Source organism: Pseudomonas sp. MWU13-2100, assembly GCF_023242365.1.
Lineage (GTDB): Bacteria > Pseudomonadota > Gammaproteobacteria > Pseudomonadales > Pseudomonadaceae > Aquipseudomonas.
The window spans coordinates 1-24,022 of the sequence record NZ_JALLIX010000036.1 but is presented as its reverse complement, the minus strand read 5'-3'; the positions used below and the strand labels follow the sequence as shown (position 1 = coordinate 24,022).

Genomic DNA, 24,022 nt, shown 5'->3' with positions numbered 1-24,022 from the left:
ACCCATGCAAACCGACACAACTCGCGAGAACCCGCAAGGCACCGTGCCGCAGGCCGCCGATTCGAATCTGGATCTGTCCGCCACCGCGCCGGGCCAACTGCGCGTGATCAAGCGTAACGGCACTGTCGTTCCTTACACCGATGACAAGATCACCGTCGCCATCACCAAAGCGTTCCTCGCAGTTGAAGGCGGCACCGCCGCCGCCTCGTCGCGTATCCACGACACCGTTGCCCGCCTGACCGAACAGGTCACCGCGACCTTCAAGCGCCGCATGCCTTCGGGCGGCACTATCCACATCGAGGAAATCCAGGACCAGGTCGAACTGGCCCTGATGCGTGCCGGCGAGCAGAAAGTCGCCCGTGACTATGTGATCTACCGTGATTCGCGGGCCAAGGAACGCGCCATCCGCGCCCCTTCCGATGAGCCGGTCAACGCTCACCCGTCGATCCGCATCACCCGTGCCGATGGCAGCGTCGCGCCGCTGGACATGGGCCGTCTGAATACCATCGTCAGCGAAGCCTGCGAAGGCCTGGAAGAAGTCGACGGCGACCTGATCCAACGCGAAACCCTGAAGAACCTCTACGACGGCGTGGCCCTGAAAGACGTCAACACCGCTCTGGTGATGACTGCCCGGACCCTGGTGGAGCGCGAGCCGAACTACTCCTTCGTGACCGCCCGCCTGCTGATGGACACCCTGCGTGCCGAAGGCCTGAGCTTCCTCGAAGTGGCCGACAGCGCCACCCACCACGAAATGGCCGAGCTGTACGCCAAGGCCCTGCCGTCCTACATCGCCAAGGGTATCGAATACGAATTGCTGAACCCGGTCCTGGCCGAGTTCGACCTGGAAAAGCTCGGCAAGGCGATCAACCACGAGCGCGACCAGCAGTTTACCTACCTGGGCCTGCAGACCCTGTACGACCGTTACTTCATCCACAAGGACGGCGTCCGCTTCGAACTGCCACAGATTTTCTTCATGCGCGTGGCCATGGGCCTGGCGATCGAAGAGAAGCAACGCGAAGAGCGCGCCATCGAGTTCTACAACCTGTTGTCGTCCTTCGACTACATGGCTTCGACCCCGACCCTGTTCAACGCCGGCACCCTGCGCCCACAACTGTCGAGCTGCTACCTGACCACCGTGCCGGACGACCTGTCGGGCATCTACCACGCGATCCACGACAACGCCATGCTGTCGAAATTCGCCGGCGGCCTGGGCAACGACTGGACCCCGGTGCGTGCATTGGGTTCGTACATCAAGGGCACCAACGGCAAATCCCAGGGCGTCGTGCCGTTCCTCAAAGTGGTCAACGACACCGCCGTGGCGGTCAACCAGGGCGGCAAGCGCAAGGGCGCGGTCTGTGCCTACCTGGAAACCTGGCACATGGACATTGAAGAGTTCATCGAGCTGCGCAAGAACACCGGTGATGATCGGCGTCGTACCCACGACATGAACACCGCCAACTGGATCCCTGACCTGTTCATGAAGCGCGTCTTCGATGACGGCAAGTGGACCCTGTTCTCGCCATCGGAAGTGCCGGACCTGCACGACCTGACCGGCAAGGCCTTCGAAGAGCGCTACGAGTACTACGAAGCCCTGACCGAGTACAACAAGATCAAGTTGTTCAAGGTCGTCCAGGCCAAGGACCTGTGGCGCAAGATGCTCTCCATGCTGTTCGAAACCGGGCACCCATGGCTGACCTTCAAGGACCCGTGCAACCTGCGCAGCCCGCAGCAGCACGTGGGCGTGGTGCACAGCTCGAACCTGTGCACCGAGATCACCTTGAACACCAACAAGGACGAGATCGCCGTCTGCAACCTGGGCTCGATCAACCTGCCGAACCACATCGTCAACGGCCAGCTGGACAAGGCCAAGCTGCAACGCACCGTGAACACCGCCGTGCGCATGCTCGACAACGTGATCGACATCAACTATTACTCGGTGCCGCAAGCGAAGAACTCCAACTTCAAGCACCGTCCGGTCGGCCTGGGCATCATGGGCTTCCAGGACGCGCTGTACCTGCAGCACATCCCATACGGTTCGGATGCCGCCGTCGACTTCGCCGACAAGTCCATGGAAGCGGTCAGCTACTTCGCGATCCAGGCCTCCTGTGACCTGGCCGACGAGCGTGGCGCCTACGAGACATTCCAGGGCTCGTTGTGGTCCAAGGGCATCCTGCCGCTGGATTCGCAACAGATCCTGATCGAGTCGCGCGGCCAGAAGTACATCGATGTCGACCTGACCGAAAGCCTGGACTGGGCACCGGTTCGCGCCCGTGTACAGAAAGGTATTCGTAACTCCAACATCATGGCTATCGCACCGACCGCGACCATCGCCAACATCACTGGCGTCTCGCAGTCGATCGAACCGACCTACCAGAACCTGTATGTGAAATCGAACCTGTCGGGCGAATTCACCGTGATCAACCCATACCTGGTTCGCGACCTGAAGGCTCGCGGCCTGTGGGACTCGGTCATGATCAACGACCTGAAGTACTACGACGGTTCCGTGCAGCAGATCGAACGCATCCCGCAAGAGCTCAAAGAGCTGTATGCGACGGCCTTCGAAGTGGAAACCAAGTGGATCGTCGATGCCGCCAGCCGTCGCCAGAAGTGGATCGACCAGGCGCAGTCGCTGAACCTGTACATCGCCGGCGCTTCGGGCAAGAAGCTTGACGTGACCTATCGCATGGCCTGGTACCGTGGTCTGAAGACCACCTACTACCTCCGTGCCCTGGCCGCGACCAGCACCGAGAAGTCGACCATCAACACCGGCAAGCTGAACGCTGTTTCCAGCGGCGGCAACCACGGCGACGATTCGGTCCTGGCAGCGCCTACCGCGCCAGCCGGTCCGGCGCCAGTGCCAAAGGCCTGTGCGATCGACGAGCCGGATTGCGAAGCTTGCCAATAAGCCGAGCCCGCCCCGCGCCTTATCGCGCGGGTTGAGAAACCCCTGTCAGGCCCGGCCTGACAGGGGTTTTCTTTTGCCGGGCAAAATATCACAGGCACAAAAAAGCCCCATTCAAGGGGCTTTCTTGCCAAGCGTTTTCAGCTAAGCCGCATCACGCCATCTGGATGATGGTCTGCATGATGGAGCTCTGGGTGGAGATGGTCTTGGCGTTCGCCTGGTAGTAGCTCTGGCCCTTGATCAGGTCCACCAGCTCGCTGGTGAGGTTCACGTTCGAGGCTTCCAGGGAACCGGAAAGGATCGAACCGTTGGTGCCGACCGTACCGCCGTCAAAGGCCGGCTGGCCGGACGAGAAGGTCTGTTTCCAGCTGGTGCCACCGACCGCCTGCAGACCTTGCTCATTGGTGAAGGTGGCGAGGGCCACCTGGCCGATCGCCTTGTGCTGCTGGTTACTGAAGTTGGCGGAGATCACACCACTGGCATCGATGGTGACATCGGTGATCTGGCCGGTGGCATAACCGTCGTTGGTGATGTTGTTACGAGCGGTATCAGCGTTGAACTGGGTCGTTTTCGAAAAGTCGACGGCAATGCCGGCGGCATTGGCTGATGCACCGTTCGGCGTGAAGACACCTGCGGTCACCGTCCCGGGCACCCAACCTGTAACGTTGATACTGGTCTGGCCGGCAACACCGCCAATGCTCGCCAACTTGCCCGAGGAGTCAAAGGTCACGGCTACCGGGACAGGGTCAGTGGCCCCGCCGACTGTTGCCGCTGTCCCATTAGGGTTGCGTCCATCAATCAGCGAATAGACATTCCAGGTATTGGAACCAGTCTTGACCGCATACTGGTCCAGAGAGTGGGAGTTACCCTGGGTGTCATAGATAGTGGTGCTGAACGGCTTGGTGTAGGTCGAAGTGGTCGCGGGGTCGAACGGCACGCTGATCACCGCCGACTTGGAGTCGAGGTTGATCGTCGAGCCGATCTTGGTAGTGGTCTGCGGCGACAGATTGGAGGTGTCGATCCGCAGATTGGTCAGCACACCCGGAATGATGTTGCCGTTGGCATCGGCGGCAAAACCTTGCAGTTTCGCGGTGCCGTCAGTGTTGGTGACGAAGCCGTCCTTGTCGGTCTTGAAGGTACCGGCACGGGTGTAGCTCAGCGAACCGCTGCTGCTCAGAACGAAGAAGCCGTTGCCCTGTACGCCCATGTCCAGCACGTTGCCGGTGCTGTCCATGCCGCCATTGCCGAAGTTCTGCGAGACGTTGGCCAGGTTCACACCGTTACCGATGGTCTTGGCGCCGGTGCCCAGCTTGGTCGCCGAGTACACGTCGGCGAATTCCGCGCGGGACGACTTGAAACCGGTAGTGTTGACGTTGGCAATGTTGTTGCCGGTGACGTCAAGTTGCTTGCTGGCCGCAGAGAGACCGCTCAAACCGATATTGAAAGACATGGTTCACTCCTTACTTCGTGTTGGTCGGCTCTTACAGGCCAATGGTCTGGACTTTGGACAGAGCAATACTGCCCAAGCCCGCCAGGTTGAGCATCATTTCGCCGCCGTTCTGACCCAGGGTCACGCTGCTGACAGTCGCCGGCAGGTTGGTCGTGAGCGCCGTGGCCGTGCCGCTGATCGGCGCGGTGGCATTGAAGGTGTAGGTGCCGCTGGCCAGCAAAGTGCCGGAGTCGTCCTTGCCGTCCCAGGCAAAGGAGGCATTGCCGGCGGCCTGGGAACCCATGTCGATGGTCCGGACCACCTTGCCAGTGGAGTCGCTGATCTTCAGGGTCACATCGCTGACAGAACTCGGAACCGTTGCCGTACCCGTGAAGGTCTTGCTGGTATCGACCACGGCCTGGGTGGTCGGCACGATGACCGAACGCCCGACCATAGACGAGGCCTGCAGCGCCTGGGACGAGGTGAAGGAACTGGCAATATTGTTCACGCTGGTGTTGAGCGTCTGGATACCTTCCAGGCTGCTGAACTGGGCCAACTGCGCGACAAAGGCACTGTTGTCCTGGGGGTTGAGCGGGTCCTGGTTTTTCAGCTGGGTCACCAGCAATTGCAGGAACGCGTCCTTGCCCAGAGTCTGGCCGCCGGCGGCGCTGCTGATGGCATTGCCCAGTGCATCAGTACTACCGGTAGTCGTCTTCTGGGAGTTGGCAATGATCGTATCAAGTGTCGAATTGCCGCTCGACGAAGTACTGGAAACCGTCATAGGAATCGTCCCTTATCACTGACCGAGGGTCAGTACCTTCTGCATCATGGTTTTGGCGGTGGTCATAATGTCCGCATTGGTCTGGAACGAACGGCTGGCGGAAATCATGTCGGCCATTTCCTGAACCACATTGACGTTGGGGTAGTAGACATACCCATTGGCGTCCGCCGCCGGATGATTCGGCTCATAACGGGCTTCAAGGTTGCTGGGATCCTCGACCACGCCCATGACCTGCACACCAGCACCCGCCCCGTCCTGGCTCTGGAACAGCGAGTTGTCAGTCTGGCCCTGGGTGTTCTGGAACATGGTGGCGAACACCGGATGCCGGGCGCGATAGGTCTGGTCCATGCTCGATGAGACGGTGTCGGCGTTGGCGATGTTACTGGCGACGGTGTTCAGACGAGTGGTCTGGGCACTCATACCGGTACCGGCAATGTTGAAAACGTTGGCTAGGGACATGACTTATTCTCCACGCAGGGCTGAAACCAGCCCTTTGAATCGTGCATTCAGCAGAGTGAAGCTGGCCTGGAAGTCGACCGAGTTCTGCGCGTAGTTCGATTGCTCGATCTGCGCATCCACGGTGTTCTGGTCGAGCGACGGCTGCATCGGCGTGCGGTACTGCAGCGCGGCATCGCCGTTGCTCAAGCCTTCGGCTTCGATATGGCGACTGTTGGTGGTGTTCAGCGCGAAACTACCATTCTTGGCCTTGTCGCTCTGCTGGGCGAGCACCGAGGAAAAATCCAGGTCCCGCGCCTTGTAGTTCGGGGTATCGGCGTTGACGATATTGTTCGCCAGGACTTCGGCACGCTGGGCGCGGAAGGCCAGGGCTTGCTCATGGATGCCGAGCGCTTTATCGAAGTTGATACTCATGTCGGGAAACCTTTAGCAGCTTGACCTGATTTTCTGGAACAGGCTTTTCGTTGCAAGAGACAAAGCAATGCCCATGCCAATCTTTCGATGCAGGTAAATCAAGGACTTGCGGGCAGGCAGCGAGCGGCAATGCCAGAAAAGCGGCAAAGCATTTCCGCCGAGTGCCGGTAAAGCGGCAAAAGCGCCGTAAAAAAAACGGGAACCCGCTGGGGTTCCCGTTTGGTGTATGACTTGCCGCTTACTTGGCCTGGTAGATGATCCCCGGGCTGCATTGCACCATCTGGTAATGGTCAGGCAGGCCGTTCAGGGCTTCCGAGGCCCCGAGGTACAGGTAGCCACCTGGCTTCAGGGTGCCGTGGATCCGCAGCAGGATGTCTTTCTTCACTTCGGCGGAGAAGTAGATCAATACGTTGCGACAGAACACGATGTCGAACTTGCCCAGGCTCGCATAGCTGTCCAACAGGTTGAACGAGCGAAACTCCACCCGACTGCGGATCGGCGCCTTGACCGCCCAGCGTCCCGGCCCCTTGGGGTCGAAGAAGCGTTGCAGGCGCTCGGGCGACAGGCCGCGGCCAATCGCCAGGCTGTCATACTCGCCGCTTTTGCAGTTGGTGAGCATCAACCCGGACAGGTCGGTGGCGACAATTTGCGCACCGCCCTTCAACTGGCCCATGTTGGTCCGCTCGAATTCATCGATCGACATCGAGATCGAATAGGGCTCCTGCCCCGACGAACACGCCGCCGACCAGATCCGCAGACGCTGGCCGGGGCTGGCCTTGATCATTTCCGGCAACACCTTGTTCTTCAGGACCTCGAAGGGGTAGGTGTCGCGAAACCACAAGGTCTCGTTGGTGGTCATGGCATCCACCACCTGCTCGCGCAAACCGCTGCGGGGCTGGGTCTGGATCCGCTGGACCAGTTCGCCAAGGGATTTGAGCCCCTGCTGTTCCATCAGTTTATTGAGACGGCTGGAAACCAGATACTGCTTGTTTTCACCGAGCAGAATGCCACAGGCCTTTTCCAGGAAGACCCGGAACTGTTCGAAATCCAAATTACCCGTAGACAAATGATGCCGCCTCTACAATCGTTCGTACCGCCAGGAACGGAGGTCCCTGATCGCTTATTCTGCCGCCTTGATCCGCTCGACCACCCGTGCTGCCAGGTCGTCGGGACGGAACTTGGCCAGGAAGTCATCGGCACCGACCTTCTTGACCATTGCCTGATTAAAGACCCCTGACAAGGAAGTATGCAGGATGATGTGAAGTTTTTGCATGCGCGGATCGTTGCGGATCTCGGCCGTAAGGGTATAGCCATCCATTTCGGGCATTTCGATGTCGGAAATCATCATCAGGAATTCTTCTTCCGGCTTCTTGCCCTCGTCGACCAGTTTGCGCAGGTAATCCAGCGCCTGCCGGCCGTCGTTCAACGCCACCACTTCCACCCCCACGGTCTGCAGGCAACGCGTGACCTGCTTGCGTGCCACCGACGAGTCATCCACCGTCAGCACCCGCATCGACACCGCCTTGGCCTGGGTCTCGACATCGACCACGCCATGGGAGATGGATTCGGAGGTCGGCGAAACTTCGGCGAGGATTTTCTCGACGTCGATGATTTCCACCAACTGGTTGTCGATCCGGGTCACCGCGGTCAGGTAGTGATCGCGTCCGGTGCCCTTGGGCGGCGGATGGATCTCTTCCCAGTTCATGTTGACGATGCGCTCCACCGACTTCACCAGAAAACCCTGAGTCTTGGTGTTGTACTCGGTAATGATCACAAACGGATTGCTTTGATCCTTGAGACCGCCCGACCCGGTAGCCATCGCCAGATCAAGGATGGGAATGGTTGCCCCACGGATATTCGCCACGCCACAGACTACCGGGCTGGATTTGGGCATCAGGGTCAGCTTGGGGCATTGCAACACCTCCCGCACCTTGAATACGTTAATCCCGTACAACTGCTGACCATCCAGACGAAACAACAACAACTCGAGGCGGTTCTGCCCGACCAGTTGCGTACGCTGGTTCACCGAATCCATTACACCCGCCATGCCAGCCACCTCTCACACAAGCTTCATGATCCGACGCCTATTCAGCATTAAACGGCACGAGCCTTGCTTTTTATACTGTTATGAAAGCACAAACGACATTTTTTCGACGCCTGACATCACAGTACCGCAGATTGCTCTGGGTCTTGGCGGTTTTATGCAGTCTGAACCCCGGTGGCCCTGCCTTTGCCGACTCGGCGACCTTGCCTGATCAGCTTATCGGCGTGACCCAAGGCTTTCTTGAGTTCACGGTAGAAGACTACCTGACTACCAGTCAAACCGAAGGACGCTACGAAATCCAGGTCAACCAGCTCGATCCGCGTTTACGCCTGGCGGCCTGCGACAAGGAATTGACAGCCAGCCTGGAAAGCCCGGCCACCCCCATTGGTCGGGTTACGGTCAAGGTCCGTTGCGAAGGCAGTTCGCCCTGGACCGTGTTCGTGCCCGCCCAGGTCAAGCTGTTCCGCAATGTGGTGGTCACCACGCGCCCGCTGAAACGCGCCGGTATCATCGAACCCGGCGATGTCACCCTGCGTGAACGCGATATCAGCCTGATCAACCAGGGCTTCCTGACGACCACGGACGAGGCCATCGGGCAGAAACTTGTCCGACCAATGGTCATGGATCAGGTCATCACCCTGGTCCATCTGGAGCAGGCCGAGGTAGTTCGCAAGGGCGATCAGGTGGTCATCAGTGCGACGAGCGGCGGCCTGGTGGTCAAGATGCCAGGTGAAGCCTTGTCCAACGGCGGCCTGAACGAACAGATCCGAATCAAGAACCTGAACTCTCAACGGGTGATCAAGGCACGGGTGACCGGGCCGGGACAAGTGGAAGTCGCGTTGTAGAGAACTGGCGCTAAGCAGCAGCTTTTCCTAAACTGTGCGGCAGACAGGAACACCGCCAACACGTGCCGGCTCATTCTCATCCGAGCCTAAAGTTTTTCCGGGTATGGCCGAAAACAAGGCAAGCGTCCAAATACCCAGAGGTTTTTTTCATCATGGTCATCGATTTCAGTCGTTTGAATAACGCCCCGTCACTGACAGGCAGTACGCGCACCAGCGCCAACAAGGAAGCCGACGGCTCCGGCAAATCCGCGGCCGTGAGCACTCCGGCCGCCTCGGTCAGCCAGAGCGGGGAATCGGTACACCTCAGTAATGAGGCTCAGCAGTTGCAACAAGTCACTGACAAGCTGCGCGACCAACCTGTCGTCAACAGTGCCCGCGTGGCCGAGTTGAAGCAGGCGGTTGCCGATGGCAGCTATAAAGTCGACAGCAACCGCGTCGCCAGCAAACTGCTCAACTTCGAAGCCCAGCGCTAGGCTTCGGCCTGCGTCAGGCTTTTGGACGCTTAAAAACCAAGGCCAGCCATGCACGACAACACTCTGCTGCAACTGATCACCGACGATTTTGCCCCTGCTCAAGACCTGCTTGAGTTGCTGCGCGCCGAATCCCTGGCGCTCCATGGCCGCAATATGTTCGAGTTGGAAGAGATTCTGGCCCGCAAGCAAGCGCTGATCGTTCTGCTGGAACAGCATGGTCGCAAGCGCAGCCAGTTGCTCGCCAGCATCAATTTGCCCAGCAACCGTGCCGGACTGGAGCAACTCGCCGCGCAGTCGAGCATTGGCGAGCAATTGCTGAGTCAGAGCGATGTACTGACCCAATTACTGGCCGATTGCCAGGCCGCCAACGAGCTCAATGGTCGCAATATCCAGGTTCAGCAAGCGACAACCGCAAACCAGTTGAAGATCCTGACCGGCGGTGAAACCCCCGCCCTCTATGACGCACGCGGTTCAACGGCAATGTCCATGAAACCGCGTCCGCTCAGCCAGGCTTGAAACGGGCCTTGCGCGTGCTCTATCAAGGCGCGCAACATGCTGGCAAAATGCTAGCCTTTGCGTGCAGTTGTATTTTGTCTGGAGATTGATGAACCGTGTCCAATGCCTCAAGCGCGGAAGATGCTCCGCAGCCACCCAAGGTGCTTAGCACGCCTCTGGAAATTTCCGCCAACCTGCGGATGCTGCAGGAAAGTCACGACCCGCTGATCATCACCTTTCATGAGCGCAGCCAGCGCTTCCAAAGCTTTGTGATCGATGTCGACCGCGAAGCCGGCACCCTGGCCCTGGACGAAATGATGCCTCGCGACGGCGAGCGCTTCCTGTCCGCCGGTGAGCCCTTCCGCGTCGAAGGTTTCCATGAAGGCGTGCGCATCGCCTGGGAACAGCCGCACCCCATGATCATCGACGAAACCAACGGTTGCTACCGTGGCTCGATGCCCAATGAAGTGGTCTATCACCAACGTCGCAATGCCTTCCGTGCCGCTTTGAAGCTGACCGCGCTGGTCAATGTCGAACTGGGCGGCGAGAAGCTCAAGGCGCCAGTGACCGGCAAGCTGCTGGACATTTCCGCCACCGGTTGCAAGCTGCGCTTCGACGGCGATATTTCCGACCGCCTGCAACTGGGCCAGGTCTACGAGCGCTTCATTGCCGCCCTGCCCTTCGGCCCCATGACCGCCCCCGTGGAACTGCGTCACCTGCACTTCGAGGAAAGGTTCAACACCACCTTCGCCGGCGTGCGCTTCCACAACATGAGCGGTCTGGTCCAACGCCAGGTCGAGCGTTTCGTCTATCAGTTGCAGCGCGAGGCGCGACGCTTCGATAAAGACGACGACTTCTGAACAGCAGCCGCCATAAAAAACGGGCCACCCTCATCAGGTGGCCCGTTTTTTTATCAACGCCATTTCAGTTGCTAGATTTGTGCGCCGGCTCCGGGTCCGATTCGTCCACCTCGGCCTCAGGCTCCGTGGGCACGACACTGTCACACATCTGGTCCAGCACGATCTGCTCATCGACCCGCGGGTCAAGCGCCACGCCCAGCGGCGACATGGCTTCCGGCATGACCACGTGCTGCAGTGGTGCATCCTCGACCTGATGCAGGTTGGTCACCGCCTTCGGCCGGATCCGCCACACCAGCATCAAAGCAAAGAAGCTGAAAAACGCGTAGAGCATCTGGCTGCCGAACAGCTTCATCAGCACACCGGCCACCAAGGGCCCGATACTCGCGCCAATGCCATAGGTCATCAGCAGCATGGCCGTCAGCGAGACCCGGCGATCACCTTCGATATGGTCGTTGGAAAACGCCACCGCCAGCGGATACAGGCAGAACTGCAGCAGGGAGACCACGAAGCCCGCGGCAAACAGCACCTCCAGCGGCGCATGGGACATGATCGCCAGCGGCAATGAGGCCAACGCCAGCAAGAAGGCAATGCTGCGAATCAACAGCGCCCGGTCATAGCGATCCGACACCCAGCCCAGCGGCCACTGCACCAGGAAGCCGGCAAAAATGCAGCAGCCCATGAACAGCCCCACCTGCTCGGTGGAAAGCCCCTGCTGGGATGCATACAAGGGAGCCAGACCATAAAAGGAGCCGACGATAATCCCGGCGCCGAGCACCGTGGTCAGCGACTGCGGCACCCGCTTCATGAAGAAGCGTGGTTCCAGCGGCGCCGGATGCAGCGGTGCCGGGTGAATCCGCCGGGTCATCGCCACGGGCACCAGGCACAGGGCAAAGCACATCGCTACCGCCATCAGCAGTTCCAGGCCCAGGGCCGGGTGCAGGACCAGGATCATCTGCCCGAGGATCAGCCCCAGGTAGGAGGCGATCATGTAGCCACTGAAGACCACGCCGCGCTGCTTGGCTTCCGCCTGCTCGTTGAGCCAGCTCTCGATGACCATGTACTGGCACATCATCCCCAGGCCCACGATCATCCGCAGGAACAGCCAGGCCGGCAGCCAGTCGATCAAGCCATGGCCGAGCACCGCCGCACCGACAATACCGGCACAGGTGGCATAGGCGCGGATATGGCCGACCCGGGCAATCAGCCGGTGGCCGATCTTGCCGCCCAGCACCAGGCCGAAGTAGTTGGCGGCCATCAAGGCGCCCACCCACAGGCTGTCGACATGCTCGGCGGCCAGGCGCAGGGCCAGGTAAGTACTCAGAAGGCCGGAGCCGATCAACATCATCAGCGAGGCGAAATACAGCGCTCGAAAGGGTTTCCAGATTTGGCGCATCGGCGTTCCGAGCGGCTCCTTGAATAGGGTATCGGGCTATCCGACAAGATAGCCCGAACGGGACGGCTACAGCTATGCCTGAGAGGCCAGAACACGACGCTCCCAGGGGGTGATTTCATCCAGGAAACTGGTCAGCTCCATGCTCTTGGAAGCGATGTAGCCTTCGATGAACACGTTGCCGAACAACTCCCTGGCCAACTGACTACGTTTCAGACGTTCGAGCGCGGCATGCAAGGTACATGGCAACGACAAAGAATCCGGAACTTCGAATTCGCCCTGGATCGCCGGCGTCGGCTCAAGCTCGTGCTCGATCCCGTAGAGGCCCGCCGCCAGGCTCGCGGCAATCGCCAGATAGGGGTTGGCATCGGCCCCCGGCAGGCGGTTCTCCACGCGCCGCGCCACCGGCGCGCTGGCCGGAATGCGCAAACCCGCCGAGCGATTGTCATGGGACCAGCAGGCATTGTTCGGCGAAGCAAAGGGATGGCAGAGCCGCTGGTAGGAATTCACGTTGGGTGCGAACAGCGCCGTGAAGTCCGCCAGGCAGGCTTGCTGGCCGCCGATGAAATGCCGGAAGGTCGCCGTCGGCTCGCCATTGGCATCGCTGAACACATTACGCCCGCCATCCGCCTGCACCACGCTCTGGTGAATATGCATCGAACTACCGGGGGTATGCGCCAATGGCTTGGCCATGCAGACCACGGTCAGACCGTGCTTGAGGGCGACTTCCTTGAGCAGGTGCTTGAACAGGAAGGTCTGGTCGGCCAGCAGCAGCGGATCGCCATGCAGCAGGTTGATCTCGAACTGACTGACGCCCATTTCGTGCATGAAAGTATCCCGGGGCAGTCCCAGGGCGGCCATGCATTCGTAGACTTCGCTGAAAAAGGGTCGCAGGCCGTTGTTGGAACTGACACTGAACGCCGAATGGCCGTCCTCACGACGACCGTCCAGACCCACCGGCGGCAGGAACGCCTGGGTCGGGTCGGGGTTCGGGGCGAAGACGAAGAACTCCAGCTCAGTCGCAACCACCGGTGCCAGGCCACGGGCCGCATAACGCGCGATCACCGCCTTGAGCTGGCCACGGGTCGACAGGCTGGAGCTTTCACCGCTCAGTTCGTCCGCATCGCAGATGGCCAGGGCACGCGGTTGCCGGCTCCATGGCAAGCGGTGAATCTGCCGGGGGTCGGCGTTGAGCGCCAGATCGCCGTCGTCGCTGCCGTAGAAACGTGCCGGCGGATAACCGCCCATGATGCATTGCAGCAAGACCCCACGGGCCATCTGCAAGCGCCGCCCTTCGAGAAAGCCCTCGGCGGTCATCACCTTGCCGCGGGGTATACCATTGAGGTCCGGGGTGACACATTCAATCTCATCAATGCCGGTCAGTCGCTGGGCGAGTGAACTCAGGCCATCGGTCGTCATGACTCAATCCTTGTTATTGTACGGGCCGCTAACGGCGTCCTGTACAAAATACGCATCACCTGTTCAGGATTTCAAGCACGAAATACAGAAAAGCCTGACAGTGCAATCAGGTTGTGCCCTGGCGATCGCGCTCAAGGCAGATAAAGACTGAACAACGCCCCGCCCAAGGTCCCGCCGTTGGCGATCTCGATCCGCCCCCGCACGCCGTTGCGCTCGTGCAGTCCAGCAATCCGCGCGGCGAAGTACAGCCCCAGCCCGGTACTGCCGGTCGCCGGATTGATACCCTGGACATAATCGGCCTGGCGCTCGACCATCTGCTCCGGGTAACCGGGGCCGTCGTCATTGATGCTCAGCACCAGTTGCTCGCCCTCCTCGCGGACACTGACCAGCAGCGCATGGCAGGCATAACCGATGGCATTGGTAATGATATTGCCGACCACCGAGCTGATCAGTTCCCGGTCGAAGAAGCCCAACGGACTGAAATCGTCGACCTCGCAACTGGCGACGATCCCACGGCTGCTCAGCAGTTCCTGGCGCCCGGCCAACTGTGCGCCGATAAAATCATCCATTTCATGGTAGTCCGGACGCAGCGGCAGCTGATTGACCCCCAGCTTGTACAGCCCGAGCAATTGCACCAGCATGGTATTGAGATGCGCGAATTCATACTCGATCACACTGTGCTCGGGAGTTTCGCGCTGGGCATCGGGTAAGCGTGCCAGCCACTGGCCATGGGCCTGCGTCAGCATCGCCAGGGAGTTCTTCATGTCATGCACGGTGGAGGCGATCACCGTGGAAAAATCCAGCCCCTCGTGAGTCTCACTCATTCACCAAACGCCCGGGTGCGCAATTTCTGATACCTCTCATGACGGGGATCGCTGTCCGGCATCTTGCCGACCATTTTCAGACAGCCGCGACACTCCTCGAGCACGGCGGCATCGCCGCTCTTCTGAGCGATGACGAGCAACGCCTGGGCCGCATTCAAGGCAATACTGATGTTCTTCGGTTGCAACGCCAAGGCACGGCGGAACAGATCCACGGCTTCATCCAGGTTGCCGCCCTTGTAGCTGCGCACCCCCTGTACGTTGAGATCGATGGCCGCCTTGCCGCTGCCGAGGATCTCCGGGTCGTCGGTCAACTTGGCGATGCCTTTCATCACCGTCGGATCGTCGCCGTAGATCTCCACGCAGCTCTTGAGCATCGACGCCCCGGCATCGGCCTGACCCAGTTGCTGCAGTTGCTTGGCCACCAGCAGTGCGGCCTCGGCGCTCATGAAGTTCTCCATGCCGTCCAGGCGCGACATCGCCTGCTCGGTGAGCTTGTCGGCGGTTTCGGCATCATTGAGCAGCAGGCTGGTGGCCTTCATCAAGCGCGCGCGCACCTGCAAGCCCTGATCGTTGGCGTTTTCCTTGGCGACCGCGCTCAGGGTCTGGTTGATCTCCAGCCGGGTGCGGGTGTCCAGTCCACGCTCGCTGCCCTTGCTGATCAGCGCATGGGCCAGGCCGAGATTGCTTTCCGGGTCCTTGAAGCGCGATTGTTCACCTTGGGACACGGCCTGGCGATAGGCCCGGGAAGCACTTTCAAAATCTTCGTTGGCCAGGGCCAGCTTGCCCAGCAACGACTGCCGGCGCACCGCCAGCGGCGACAAGCGTACCGCCTCTTCCAGCACGCTCTGGGCACGGCGGGTATCGCCTTCCTGCACCAGCACCTCGGCCAGGCCGTCATAGAGCGCCGGCATCATCGGAAAGGCCTTGAGCGCGGTTTCATAGAGCGCCTTGGCCTGGGCGGTCTGGTTGCGCTTGAACAGCAACTGCCCCATTCGCGCATAAGCCCAGGGCAATGGGCGATCGGCGAGGATGCCGGTGAGAAAACGCTCCAGGGGTTCGAACTGATTCAGGTTCCACATCGCGTCGGCGCGGTAACGCAGGCACAACGGCGCGAAACGACTGTCCTGCTGGGTCAGGCGGGTACAGGCGGCCAGTACTTCGGCCGGCTTGTCACGGTCCAGCGCCTGCATGATCGGCTTGAGCAGGTTCTTGCGCTGCACCAGTTTTTCCAGGCGCTGGGCCAGGCTGGCGCGGTTGAACGGCTTGGTCAGGTAGGCATCGGGCTCATGTTCAAGGGCCGAGAGCACCATGGCCTGGCTGCTTTCGGCGGTGACCATGACAAACACGCTTTCATGGCTGATCAGCTTGTCGGTCATCAGGTCTTCGAGCACCTGCTGGCCGTTCTTCTTCCCGTCGCCCAGATGGTAGTCATGCAGCACGAAATCGTAACGTTTCTGGGCGCACATGCGCAGCGCCTGTTCCCCGGTGTCGGCGGTGTCCACTTCCTTGACTCCCAGTTCCCGCAGCATGGACCGGACTGAACTACGGAAATCGGAGAAATCATCGACAATAAGAAAGTTTTTTTGGTGATACGCCAGCATCGAGATTCCTGTCATGGGAGATAGAAGATGAGCCCGTGGGCAATCACCAGAGCGGGTTCAGCTTCCCTGCCACCTTCGCGCGCAGATAATAACTAACGGCATTTTGCCATCAAGCAACTTTACAGCATCGTACAAAATTGCAGGCAAAACCCGACCTTTTGCCAAGCGTAGCGGCAAAAGCCATAGAGGCTTGATCGACAGTTTGAGACACATACCCGGCCCGCGATAGCGGACTTTCGGGTTATCCCAAACAGGGTATCGTCAGACACCGTGAAAACCTGAGAGTCCGGGAGGCCGTGCCAGCATCGAATGCCGCGCCGCGCTGCCCTATACTGTCGGCGGCTTCATCAAGTACCCATGGAAGCGACAGGTCATATAAGGGAATAATCTTGAACCCCAGGCAGTGCGCGCAGTCCTTTGCCAACCGCTACGGCTCGGCCGTGAGAGGCAGGAAGGAGCCCCTGGAGTTTGCCCAGGCGCTGGTGAAGATCGGCTTCAACACCGGCAGCGCCGTCACAGGTGGCCATAACGGTTTCGCCCACTATCTGGCCGATATCACCACCACGGTCAAAGGACGGTTGGCGTGCTGATCAGAACCCTTTGCGCAAGGTGGCTGGCACTCGGCCTGGCCAGCGTCACCCTCTCGGCTTGTGCCGCCTCGACGCTGCCTCCTGCACAGATCAAGCCCCAGGGCCTGAGTCTTGAGCAAGCCCAGCAAGTACTGGTGGTCGCGCTCAAGCCACAGCACTACAAATTGGACAAACCCGGGGTCTTTATCGACGGCGACCTGGCCGACGACAACGGCAAACCACCGCATCCCGGCTATTTCGATTTCAGCCTGGGCTACAACGACCCCAAGGCGGGTGCCACCGAGTACTGGGGGCTGTTCTCGGTCAGCGTGCTCACCGGCGACGTATGGGAAATCAACAGTTGCAAACGCCTGGCCGGGCCCGCGCTCAAGCAACTGCAGGCGCAGATCATGAGCAGGACCGGCAAGACCCTGAGTGATGAAGCAGGGCAACGCCAAGGGTTGGGCTGCGAGGACGACAAGTAGACCGCCGACTCACCGCAGCGCCTGGCGTTTTTCCAACAGGGCAAACAGCTGGATCCCGGCCAGCATGGCCAGCACGAACACGATGACCTGCCAATGGCCGGTCAGCAGAATCGCCACCGCCGGTCCCGGGCAAATGCCGGCGATCCCCCAGCCCACGCCGAACAGCAGACTGCCGCCAATCAAGCGGGCATCCAGTTCGCGCTTGAGCGGTAGCTGCATCGGCGCGCCCAACAGCGACTGCCGGTGTTTGCCGGCCCAGCGAAATGGCCAGGCTGCCACGGCCACCGCCCCCGCCATGACCAGCCCCAGGGAAGGATCCCAGGCGCCCGCCAGGTCGAGAAAGCCCAAGACCTTGGCCGGATTGGCCATACCCGCCAGCAACAGGCCGATGCCGAATATCAGGCCACCCAAAAAAGCTGTCAGCCTGGTCATAGCGAGACTCCCAACACATGGCGAAGGACATAGACCGTGACAAAGCCCGCGGCCATGAAGCACAGCGTGGCGACAATCGAGCGTGGCGACAGCCGTGAAATACCACACACGCCGTGCCCGCTGGTGCAACCTGAGCCGTAACGGGTTCCCAATCCCACCAGCAGGCCCGCCAGCACCAGGCCCGGCGCGCCGGTCTCGAAGCGGATCGGCGGCAGTGCATGGAACGCGCCCCACAACAACGGTGCCAGCAGCAGGCCTAGCAGAAACAACGCCTTCTCACCGCGCCCTTCGCCGCCGCGCTGAAGCAGGCTGCCGAGCAGGCCGCTGATGCCGGCAATACGGCCGTTGGCGAGGATGAACAGAGCCGCCGCGAGCCCGATCAGCGCGCCTCCGGCTAGTGCCGACCACGGTGTAAAGTCAAGCCAGTCGATAGTCATATCGCACCGTCCGCTGAATAAAGAGAGTATGCATGGTCGTGAGTACAGTCGACCTGCGTCAATGTTTCGGCCCCCATGGGCGGATATGGTCACAACAGTAGCGACGCCCCTTGAAAAATCCGACTCACGGAGCTGAACAATCATGCCAGTGAGTCGATATAAAAAACATAACAAGCTTGCTCCTCGACCCGGGATTTCCTATGAAGTGGAAAATACGCAACAAGGTTCTGCTGCTGTCCGTGATTCCTGCCCTCTTGCTGGCTTTGATTATTCAACTGCTGGCCTTTTCCGAACAGCAGGCCATGGGCGAGCGAAGCATCGAGGAGACGCGCCAGACCCTGATAAAAACCCGCAAGGACGAGTTGGTACACTACCTTGATCTCGCCTACAGCACCATCAAGCCGCTCTATGAAGGGGCCGACGCCATGAGCCCCGCCACTCAGGAGGAAGCCAAGCGTCGACTGCGCGACCTCCACTATGGGCAAGACGGCTACTTCTTTGGCTACAACGACAAGGGCGACAGGATTTTTCTGGCCGCAGGCAAAGACGATGGGAAAAATTTCTGGGACCTGAAAGACAGCCACGGCACCTACCTGATCCGAGAGCTGATCGGTGCCGCCAAACGCGGCGGTGATTTCGTCACGTACTACTTCCCCAAGCCTGGCAATGACGACACTGCCTATCCCAAGCTGTCCTACGCCATTTACCTGGACAAATGGAACTGGATCGTCGGTGCCGGGTTTTATGTCGACGGCCTGGACGCCCTGATCGCCGCGCAGACACAACATCAGCAACAGGCCATGGATGCCCTGCGCTGGAAGCAGTGGGGCATCATGGGGGTGCTGCTGATCGTGCTCAGCCTCGTTGCCGCCTATGTCGCCCGCAGCATCGTCAGGCCACTCGGCCTGCTGACCCGTAGCCTGCAAGACCTGGCCAGCGAAGACGGCGACCTCACCCGCCAGTTGCCTATCGATGGCAATGAAGAAACCGCCGAGCTGGCCGGTGCCTTCAATCAGTTCGCCGGGAAAATCCGCCATATGGTGCTGGACCTGGCCCGCTGCGCCCAGCAATTGCATGAACGTAACGAACAGCTCAAGCAGAGCGCCCAGCATGCCGCCGATGCGCTGATGCGCCAGACCCGCGACGCCGAACAGGTCACCCACGCCATGGAGCAGATGGCCCTGGCCACCCATAACGTGGCGGAGTCGGCGCAAAGTGCCGCTCAGGCGACCCGCGATACCGATGAACAGGCCCAGGCCATGCACACCAACGTCAACGACACCGTCGATGCCATCGGCGGCCTGGCGCGGGATATCGAAAAAGCCGCCCAGGATATCCAGACCCTGGGCAGCGATGTGGAATCCATCGGTTCTATCCTCGATGTGATCCGTGGCATTGCCGAGCAAACCAACCTGCTGGCTCTCAACGCCGCCATCGAGGCCGCCCGCGCGGGAGAACAGGGGCGCGGGTTCGCCGTGGTCGCCGACGAGGTCCGCTCGCTGGCCCAGCGCACCCAGCAGAGTACCCAGGAAATCCAGGCCAAGATCACTCAACTGCAACAGGGCGCCCGGGCGGCGGTCAGCACCATGCAGAGCAGCCTCGATGGCAGCGAGCTGGCAGTGACCAAGGTCAACGGTACCGGCCAGATCCTGGCCCAAGTCAGCAATGCGGTGTCCGAGATCAACGGTATGAACAACCAGATCGCGACCGCTGCGGAAGAACAGTCGAGCATCGGCGCCGAGGTGAACCAGAGCCTGGTGCAAATCAGCCAGCACATCAACGACACCCAGGCCATCACCACGCGCAACAACGAAATGTGCGTCGAACTGGATCAGTTGTCACGGGAATTGGGGTTGCTGGTCAAACGTTTCAGGGTCTGATGGTTGGACCAGGGCGCTGTGTATTCTGCGGCGCCCAAGGAAACCGAGACCAATAAATGTCAAAATATTACAAAAAATCACACAACCGTCATCAGACAGAAATATTTCAGGAATTTAATCGTGATGTCTCTATATAGGTGGGTCACTCCACTTAACCCCTTTCATTGAGGTGTTTGATGTTGCTGACTAAAAAAGGCCTGTCTGTCCTGCTGGCTTCTCTCTGCCTGAGCGGTGTCGCTCACGCGACCGATGTGACTGGCGCCGGCTCCAGCTTTGTTTACCCGGTTCTGTCCAAGTGGTCGCAGGACTACAGCAAAGACTCCAGCAATCGCATCAATTATCAGTCGATCGGCTCGGGTGGCGGTATTGCCCAGATCAAGGCGGCCACCGTGGATTTTGGCGCCTCCGATGCCCCGCTGTCGGCGGATGACCTCAAGGCCGGCGGCCTGGGTCAGTTTCCTAGCGTGATTGGCGGCATCGTGCCAGTGATGAACATCGATGGTGTCGCGGCGGGCCAATTGAAGCTCGACGGCGAGACCCTGGCGAAAATCTTCCTCGGTGAAATTACCGAGTGGACCGATCCGGCCATCGTCGCTCTGAACCCGGGCGTGAAACTGCCTGGCGGTAAAATCACCGTGGTTCACCGCTCTGACGGTTCGGGTACCTCGTACAACTTCACCAACTACCTGGCTAAAGTGAGCGATAGCTGGAAATCCAAAATCGGTTTCGGCACCACCGTGCCTTGGCCGGTCGGTGTCGGCGGCAAAGGCAACGAAGGTGTCTCCGCCTACGTGAAGCAGATCAAGAACTCTATCGGCTATGTCGAGTACGCTTACGCCCTGCAGAACAAAATGACTCACGCGCAGCTGAAAAACGCCGCCGGGAAATTCATTCAACCTAACGCCAAAGCGTTTGCGGCCGCTGCCGACACTGCCGACTGGGCCAGCGCCAAAGACTTCAACCTGATCATGACCAACGCGCCTGGCGACGGTGCATGGCCGATCACGGCGACCACCTGGATCATCATGTACAAGCAGCCGAAGAATGCCGAGCAAAGCAAGGCCGCCTTCAGCTTCTTCAAATGGTCCCTGGAGAAAGGCCAGCAACAGGCGTCGGCACTGGACTATGTGGCTTTGCCTGACTCCCTCGTCCAGCGGATCGAAGGCTACTGGAAGTCTGACTTCGCCCACTGATCCAGCCGGCAATAGGCAATAGCTAAAACACCCCTTCCTCAGGCAGGTTTTGCCGAGCGAAGGGGTTTGTTTGTGAGCAGACTTCTGATGAACGATATAGTCCAACCCCCGGCCATGACCATTTACGCTGGCGAAGTGATGAGTGATGCGCGTGCGACTCGCGATCATCGTCACGATCTCTGGTTCAAGCGCTCGATGATGGGCGCGGCGATGCTGGTGCTGTTGCTCCTGGCGAGCATCGCGGCATCAACACTCTGGGGCGGCAGTCTTGCGCTCAAGACCTTCGGTTTCGGTTTTCTGACCAGCACCGAGTGGGATGCGGTCAATAACCACTTCGGGGCGCTGGTGCCGATTTACGGCACCCTGGTGACGTCCTTCCTGGCATTGCTGATTGCGGTACCTGTCAGCTTCGGCATTGCAATTTTCCTGACTGAAGTCGCACCACCCTGGTTGCGCATGCCCGTCGCCTCGGCGGTTGAATTGCTCGCGGGGATTCCTTCGATTATCTACGGCATGTGGGGCCTGTTCGTATTCGGCCCGTTCATGGCCGAACACCTGTCCCCCTGGATCAATGACTACTTGGGTTCGTTGCCTTTGGTCGGTTCGCTGTTCCAGGGTCCGCCCTTGGGCATCGGCATGCTGACCGCCGGCATCGTCCTGGCGATCATGATCATGCCCTTCATCACCTCGGTGATGCAGGAAGTGTTTCGTAGCGTTCCCACCCCGCTCAAGGAGTCTGCCTACGCGTTGGGCGGGACTACCTGGGAAGTGGTCTGGGACATCGTCCTGCCTTACACCCGCTCCGCGGTGGTCGGCGGCATTTTTCTCGGATTGGGTCGTGCCTTGGGCGAGACCATGGCGGTAACCTTCGTGCTGGGTAACGCCCAACAGTTCTCGGCTTCCTTGCTGATGCCCAGCAGCTCCATCGCTTCGGTCATTGCCAACGAGTTCAGCGAAGCCTATACCGATCTGCATCGTTCAGCGCTGATCGCGCTGGGCTTCTTGCTGTTCATCGTCACCTTTATCGTATTGGCGTTGGCGCGACTCCTGCTGATGCGGCTTTCACGCAAGGAGGGTGTATGACCGGTAATGAACGTCTCTACCGAATCCGCGCCTTCAAGAATCAGTTGGCGATGGTGCTCAGTTGTGGCGCCACGGTCTTCGGCCTGATCTGGTTGGTCTGGATCCTGCTGACCACGATCATCAACGGCTTTCAGGCGCTCAATCTTCGCCTCTTTACCCAGATGACACCGCCGCCTGGCGTCGAAGGCGGCTTGGCCAATGCCTTCTATGGCAGCGCCCTGATGTCGGCGATCGCCCTGCTGATCGGCACGCCGATTGGCTTGATGGCCGGCATCTGGCTGGCGGAGTTCGCACGCCATTCGCGCCTGGGCAACGTCGTCCGCTTCATCAACGATATCCTGCTGTCGGCACCGTCGATTGTGCTGGGTCTGTTCGTCTACACTGCGGTGATCCTGCCGTTGAACCTGCTGACCAATCACCAGTCCGGCTTCTCTGCGATCGCCGGGGCCCTGGCCTTGGCACTCCTGGTGATTCCGGTGGTGGTCAGGACCACCGATGAGATGCTGCAACTACAGCCCACCACCCTGCGCGAAGCCGCGCTGGCATTGGGTGTCCCGCAGTGGAAATTGACGCTGCAAATCGTCCTGCGCGCGGCGAAAGCCGGTGTGCTGACCGGTATCTTGCTGGCACTGGCCAGGATCACTGGCGAAACCGCGCCACTGCTGTTCACCGCGTTCGGCAACCAGTTCTGGAGCAGCAATCTGCTCAAGCCGATTGCCAGCGTCCCCGTAGTCATCTTCCAGTACGCCATGAGCCCTTTCGAGGACTGGCATTCCCTGGCCTGGGCGGGTGCGTTGGTACTGACCTTGTTCGTACTGATCCTCAGCCTTCTGTCCCGTTTGATCCTTTTGCGCAATAGGTTGACTTGATGAATAGCCGTGACCTTGGCAACGAAAAAACCAAAATTCGCGTTCGTGGCCTGGAGTTTTTTTACAACAACCAGCGCTCCCTGAAGTCCATTGACATGGATATTCCCGAGAAACGCATCACTGCGATCATCGGTCCTTCAGGTTGCGGTAAGTCGACACTGCTGCGGGTATTCAACCGGATCTACTCCATGTATCCGAAGCAGGAGGCGCGCGGCGAGGTGCTGCTCAATGGCGAGAACATTCTCGCCCCTGGCTACTCGATGAACCGCCTGCGCAGCCATGTCGGCATGGTCTTCCAGAAGCCCGTACCCTTTCCGATGTCGATCTACGACAACGTGGCCTATGCAGTGCGTCACCATGAGCAGCTGTCCCGCCATGAAATGGATGAACGCGTCGAGCAGGCCCTGAGTGGCGCGGCGTTGTGGGATGAGGTCAAGGATAAGCTCAAGCAAAGCGCACAAGGCTTGTCTGGCGGCCAGCAGCAGCGCCTGTGCATCGCGCGGACCATCGCCCTGCGCCCACAAGTCTTGCTCCTGGACGAACCGACCTCCGCCCTTGACCCGATCTCCACCGGGCGTATCGAACAGTTGATCACTGAACTGAAAGAGCAGTACACCATCATCATCGTGACCCATAACATGCAGCAGGCGGCGCGGGTGTCGGACTACACCGCATTCATGTTCATGGGTGAGTTGATCGAGCATGCGATGAGCGACACCATCTTCACCAATCCCAAGAAGAAGCAGACGGAAGACTACGTGACTGGCCGCTTTGGCTGATCCATCCGCTCATAAAAAAACCACCTGCAGAGGTGGTTTTTTTATGTCCGGGGTTTGAGTCCTGTAGCACCTGAACTGAGGCCATCGCCGGCTAGCCAGCGCCTACCAAGGCCGGGGACGGCGCTATCTCTGCGCTGGAAACCTGTCCCGCTGTGGGAACCGGCTTGCTGGCGATAGGGCCGTGAGCCTTGCGGTGACTGTGCGGCCGCGATCGCCGGCAAGCCAGCGCCTACAAAGGCCAGGTACGGCGCCATCTCTGCGCTGGAATACCTTGCCCCCCCCTGTGAGAGCCGGCTTGCTGGCGATGGCGGCTGAGCAGCCACTCTAGATTCTGGATCGGGCACCGGACATTTGCGCAGCGC

Annotated in this window: 24 protein-coding genes and 1 pseudogene; 13 read left to right on the top strand and 12 right to left on the bottom strand. The window is 59.9% G+C overall.

Annotated features, from left to right (window positions below; all coding sequences use genetic code 11):
- Positions 1-4 precede the first annotated feature (4 nt).
- Complete coding sequence (locus tag M5B99_RS22010; protein WP_248805969.1) at positions 5-2,905, top strand: ribonucleoside-diphosphate reductase subunit alpha; 2,901 nt, start codon at positions 5-7, stop codon at positions 2,903-2,905.
- Between the two features lie 151 nt (positions 2,906-3,056).
- Here the strand turns inward: M5B99_RS22010 and flgE are convergent, their stop codons facing one another.
- From flgE to M5B99_RS21980, 6 genes are all read right to left on the bottom strand, one after another.
- Positions 3,057-4,352: a flagellar hook protein FlgE gene (gene flgE, locus M5B99_RS22005; RefSeq protein ID WP_248805968.1), complete on the bottom strand. Its 1,296-nt coding sequence runs from the start codon at positions 4,350-4,352 to the stop codon at positions 3,057-3,059.
- A gap of 31 nt (positions 4,353-4,383) precedes the next feature.
- Complete coding sequence (gene flgD, locus M5B99_RS22000) at positions 4,384-5,112, bottom strand: flagellar hook assembly protein FlgD (RefSeq protein ID WP_248805967.1); 729 nt, start codon at positions 5,110-5,112, stop codon at positions 4,384-4,386.
- Positions 5,113-5,127: 15 nt separating this feature from the next.
- On the bottom strand, positions 5,128-5,571 hold the full coding sequence (flgC, locus tag M5B99_RS21995; protein ID WP_248805966.1) for a flagellar basal body rod protein FlgC: 444 nt from the start codon (positions 5,569-5,571) through the stop codon (positions 5,128-5,130).
- Between the two features lie 3 nt (positions 5,572-5,574).
- The gene (flgB, locus tag M5B99_RS21990; protein WP_248805965.1) at positions 5,575-5,982 is read right to left on the bottom strand and encodes a flagellar basal body rod protein FlgB; all 408 of its coding nucleotides are present in this window, start codon (positions 5,980-5,982) and stop codon (positions 5,575-5,577) included.
- Between the two features lie 238 nt (positions 5,983-6,220).
- Positions 6,221-7,048 carry a protein-glutamate O-methyltransferase CheR gene (gene cheR / locus M5B99_RS21985; protein ID WP_248805964.1) on the bottom strand — a complete coding sequence of 276 codons (828 nt, stop codon included), beginning with the start codon at positions 7,046-7,048 and terminating at the stop codon, positions 6,221-6,223.
- A 54-nt stretch (positions 7,049-7,102) separates the two neighbouring features.
- Positions 7,103-8,029 carry a chemotaxis protein CheV gene (locus M5B99_RS21980; RefSeq protein ID WP_248805963.1) on the bottom strand — a complete coding sequence of 309 codons (927 nt, stop codon included), beginning with the start codon at positions 8,027-8,029 and terminating at the stop codon, positions 7,103-7,105.
- 80 nt (positions 8,030-8,109) lie between these two features.
- Between M5B99_RS21980 and flgA the strand changes: the two genes are divergently transcribed.
- From flgA to M5B99_RS21960, 4 genes are all read left to right on the top strand, one after another.
- A complete protein-coding gene (flgA, locus tag M5B99_RS21975) occupies positions 8,110-8,871 on the top strand; it encodes a flagellar basal body P-ring formation chaperone FlgA (RefSeq protein ID WP_248805962.1) in 762 nt (253 codons plus the stop codon).
- Between the two features lie 152 nt (positions 8,872-9,023).
- Entirely contained in the window at positions 9,024-9,344 is a 321-nt protein-coding gene (gene flgM, locus M5B99_RS21970; protein WP_248805961.1) for a flagellar biosynthesis anti-sigma factor FlgM, read from the top strand.
- A 48-nt stretch (positions 9,345-9,392) separates the two neighbouring features.
- Positions 9,393-9,860 (top strand): flagella synthesis protein FlgN, encoded by a 468-nt coding sequence (locus M5B99_RS21965; RefSeq protein WP_248805960.1) that lies wholly within the window; start codon positions 9,393-9,395, stop codon positions 9,858-9,860.
- A 95-nt stretch (positions 9,861-9,955) separates the two neighbouring features.
- Positions 9,956-10,699 carry a flagellar brake protein gene (locus M5B99_RS21960; RefSeq protein WP_248805959.1) on the top strand — a complete coding sequence of 248 codons (744 nt, stop codon included), beginning with the start codon at positions 9,956-9,958 and terminating at the stop codon, positions 10,697-10,699.
- Positions 10,700-10,763: 64 nt separating this feature from the next.
- Here the strand turns inward: M5B99_RS21960 and M5B99_RS21955 are convergent, their stop codons facing one another.
- From M5B99_RS21955 to M5B99_RS21940, 4 genes are all read right to left on the bottom strand, one after another.
- Positions 10,764-12,092 (bottom strand): MFS transporter, encoded by a 1,329-nt coding sequence (locus M5B99_RS21955; protein ID WP_248805958.1) that lies wholly within the window; start codon positions 12,090-12,092, stop codon positions 10,764-10,766.
- Between the two features lie 72 nt (positions 12,093-12,164).
- Positions 12,165-13,406 (bottom strand): glutamine synthetase family protein, encoded by a 1,242-nt coding sequence (locus M5B99_RS21950; protein WP_248805995.1) that lies wholly within the window; start codon positions 13,404-13,406, stop codon positions 12,165-12,167.
- A 233-nt stretch (positions 13,407-13,639) separates the two neighbouring features.
- Positions 13,640-14,332 carry a sensor histidine kinase gene (locus M5B99_RS21945; RefSeq protein ID WP_248805957.1) on the bottom strand — a complete coding sequence of 231 codons (693 nt, stop codon included), beginning with the start codon at positions 14,330-14,332 and terminating at the stop codon, positions 13,640-13,642.
- A complete protein-coding gene (locus tag M5B99_RS21940; RefSeq protein ID WP_248805956.1) occupies positions 14,329-15,933 on the bottom strand; it encodes a tetratricopeptide repeat-containing response regulator in 1,605 nt (534 codons plus the stop codon). Before M5B99_RS21940 ends, M5B99_RS21945 begins: the two co-directional genes overlap by 4 nt.
- Before the next feature lie 389 nt (positions 15,934-16,322).
- Between M5B99_RS21940 and M5B99_RS21935 the strand changes: the two genes are divergently transcribed.
- The gene (locus M5B99_RS21935; RefSeq protein WP_248805955.1) at positions 16,323-16,523 is read left to right on the top strand and encodes a hypothetical protein; all 201 of its coding nucleotides are present in this window, start codon (positions 16,323-16,325) and stop codon (positions 16,521-16,523) included.
- Entirely contained in the window at positions 16,517-16,987 is a 471-nt protein-coding gene (locus M5B99_RS21930) for a hypothetical protein (RefSeq protein ID WP_248805954.1), read from the top strand. The genes M5B99_RS21935 and M5B99_RS21930 overlap by 7 nt, the downstream gene beginning before the upstream one ends.
- Positions 16,988-16,996: 9 nt before the next feature.
- Here M5B99_RS21930 and M5B99_RS21925 read toward each other — a convergent pair whose 3' ends face one another.
- Together M5B99_RS21925 and M5B99_RS21920 are read right to left on the bottom strand one after the other, a co-directional pair.
- Entirely contained in the window at positions 16,997-17,419 is a 423-nt protein-coding gene (locus M5B99_RS21925; RefSeq protein ID WP_248805953.1) for a DUF6691 family protein, read from the bottom strand.
- The gene (locus tag M5B99_RS21920; RefSeq protein ID WP_248805952.1) at positions 17,416-17,856 is read right to left on the bottom strand and encodes a YeeE/YedE family protein; all 441 of its coding nucleotides are present in this window, start codon (positions 17,854-17,856) and stop codon (positions 17,416-17,418) included. Before M5B99_RS21920 ends, M5B99_RS21925 begins: the two co-directional genes overlap by 4 nt.
- Positions 17,857-18,056: 200 nt before the next feature.
- Here M5B99_RS21920 and M5B99_RS30345 point away from each other — a divergent pair.
- The 6 genes and pseudogenes from M5B99_RS30345 to pstB all read left to right on the top strand — a co-directional run.
- Positions 18,057-18,878, top strand: a pseudogene (locus tag M5B99_RS30345) (cache domain-containing protein); the annotation flags it as partial.
- A 15-nt stretch (positions 18,879-18,893) separates the two neighbouring features.
- Positions 18,894-19,736, top strand: coding sequence for a methyl-accepting chemotaxis protein (locus M5B99_RS30340; RefSeq protein WP_412548756.1), 843 nt, complete (start codon positions 18,894-18,896; stop codon positions 19,734-19,736).
- 176 nt (positions 19,737-19,912) lie between these two features.
- Positions 19,913-20,929, top strand: coding sequence for a phosphate ABC transporter substrate-binding protein PstS (pstS, locus tag M5B99_RS21910; RefSeq protein ID WP_248805950.1), 1,017 nt, complete (start codon positions 19,913-19,915; stop codon positions 20,927-20,929).
- A 114-nt stretch (positions 20,930-21,043) separates the two neighbouring features.
- Positions 21,044-22,012, top strand: a complete 969-nt coding sequence (pstC, locus tag M5B99_RS21905; protein ID WP_412548755.1) for a phosphate ABC transporter permease subunit PstC — start codon at positions 21,044-21,046, stop codon at positions 22,010-22,012.
- Positions 22,009-22,881 (top strand): phosphate ABC transporter permease PstA, encoded by an 873-nt coding sequence (gene pstA, locus M5B99_RS21900; protein WP_248805948.1) that lies wholly within the window; start codon positions 22,009-22,011, stop codon positions 22,879-22,881. The genes pstC and pstA overlap by 4 nt, the downstream gene beginning before the upstream one ends.
- A complete protein-coding gene (pstB, locus tag M5B99_RS21895) occupies positions 22,881-23,660 on the top strand; it encodes a phosphate ABC transporter ATP-binding protein PstB (RefSeq protein ID WP_100944227.1) in 780 nt (259 codons plus the stop codon). Before pstA ends, pstB begins: the two co-directional genes overlap by 1 nt.
- Positions 23,661-24,022: the final 362 nt, after the last annotated feature.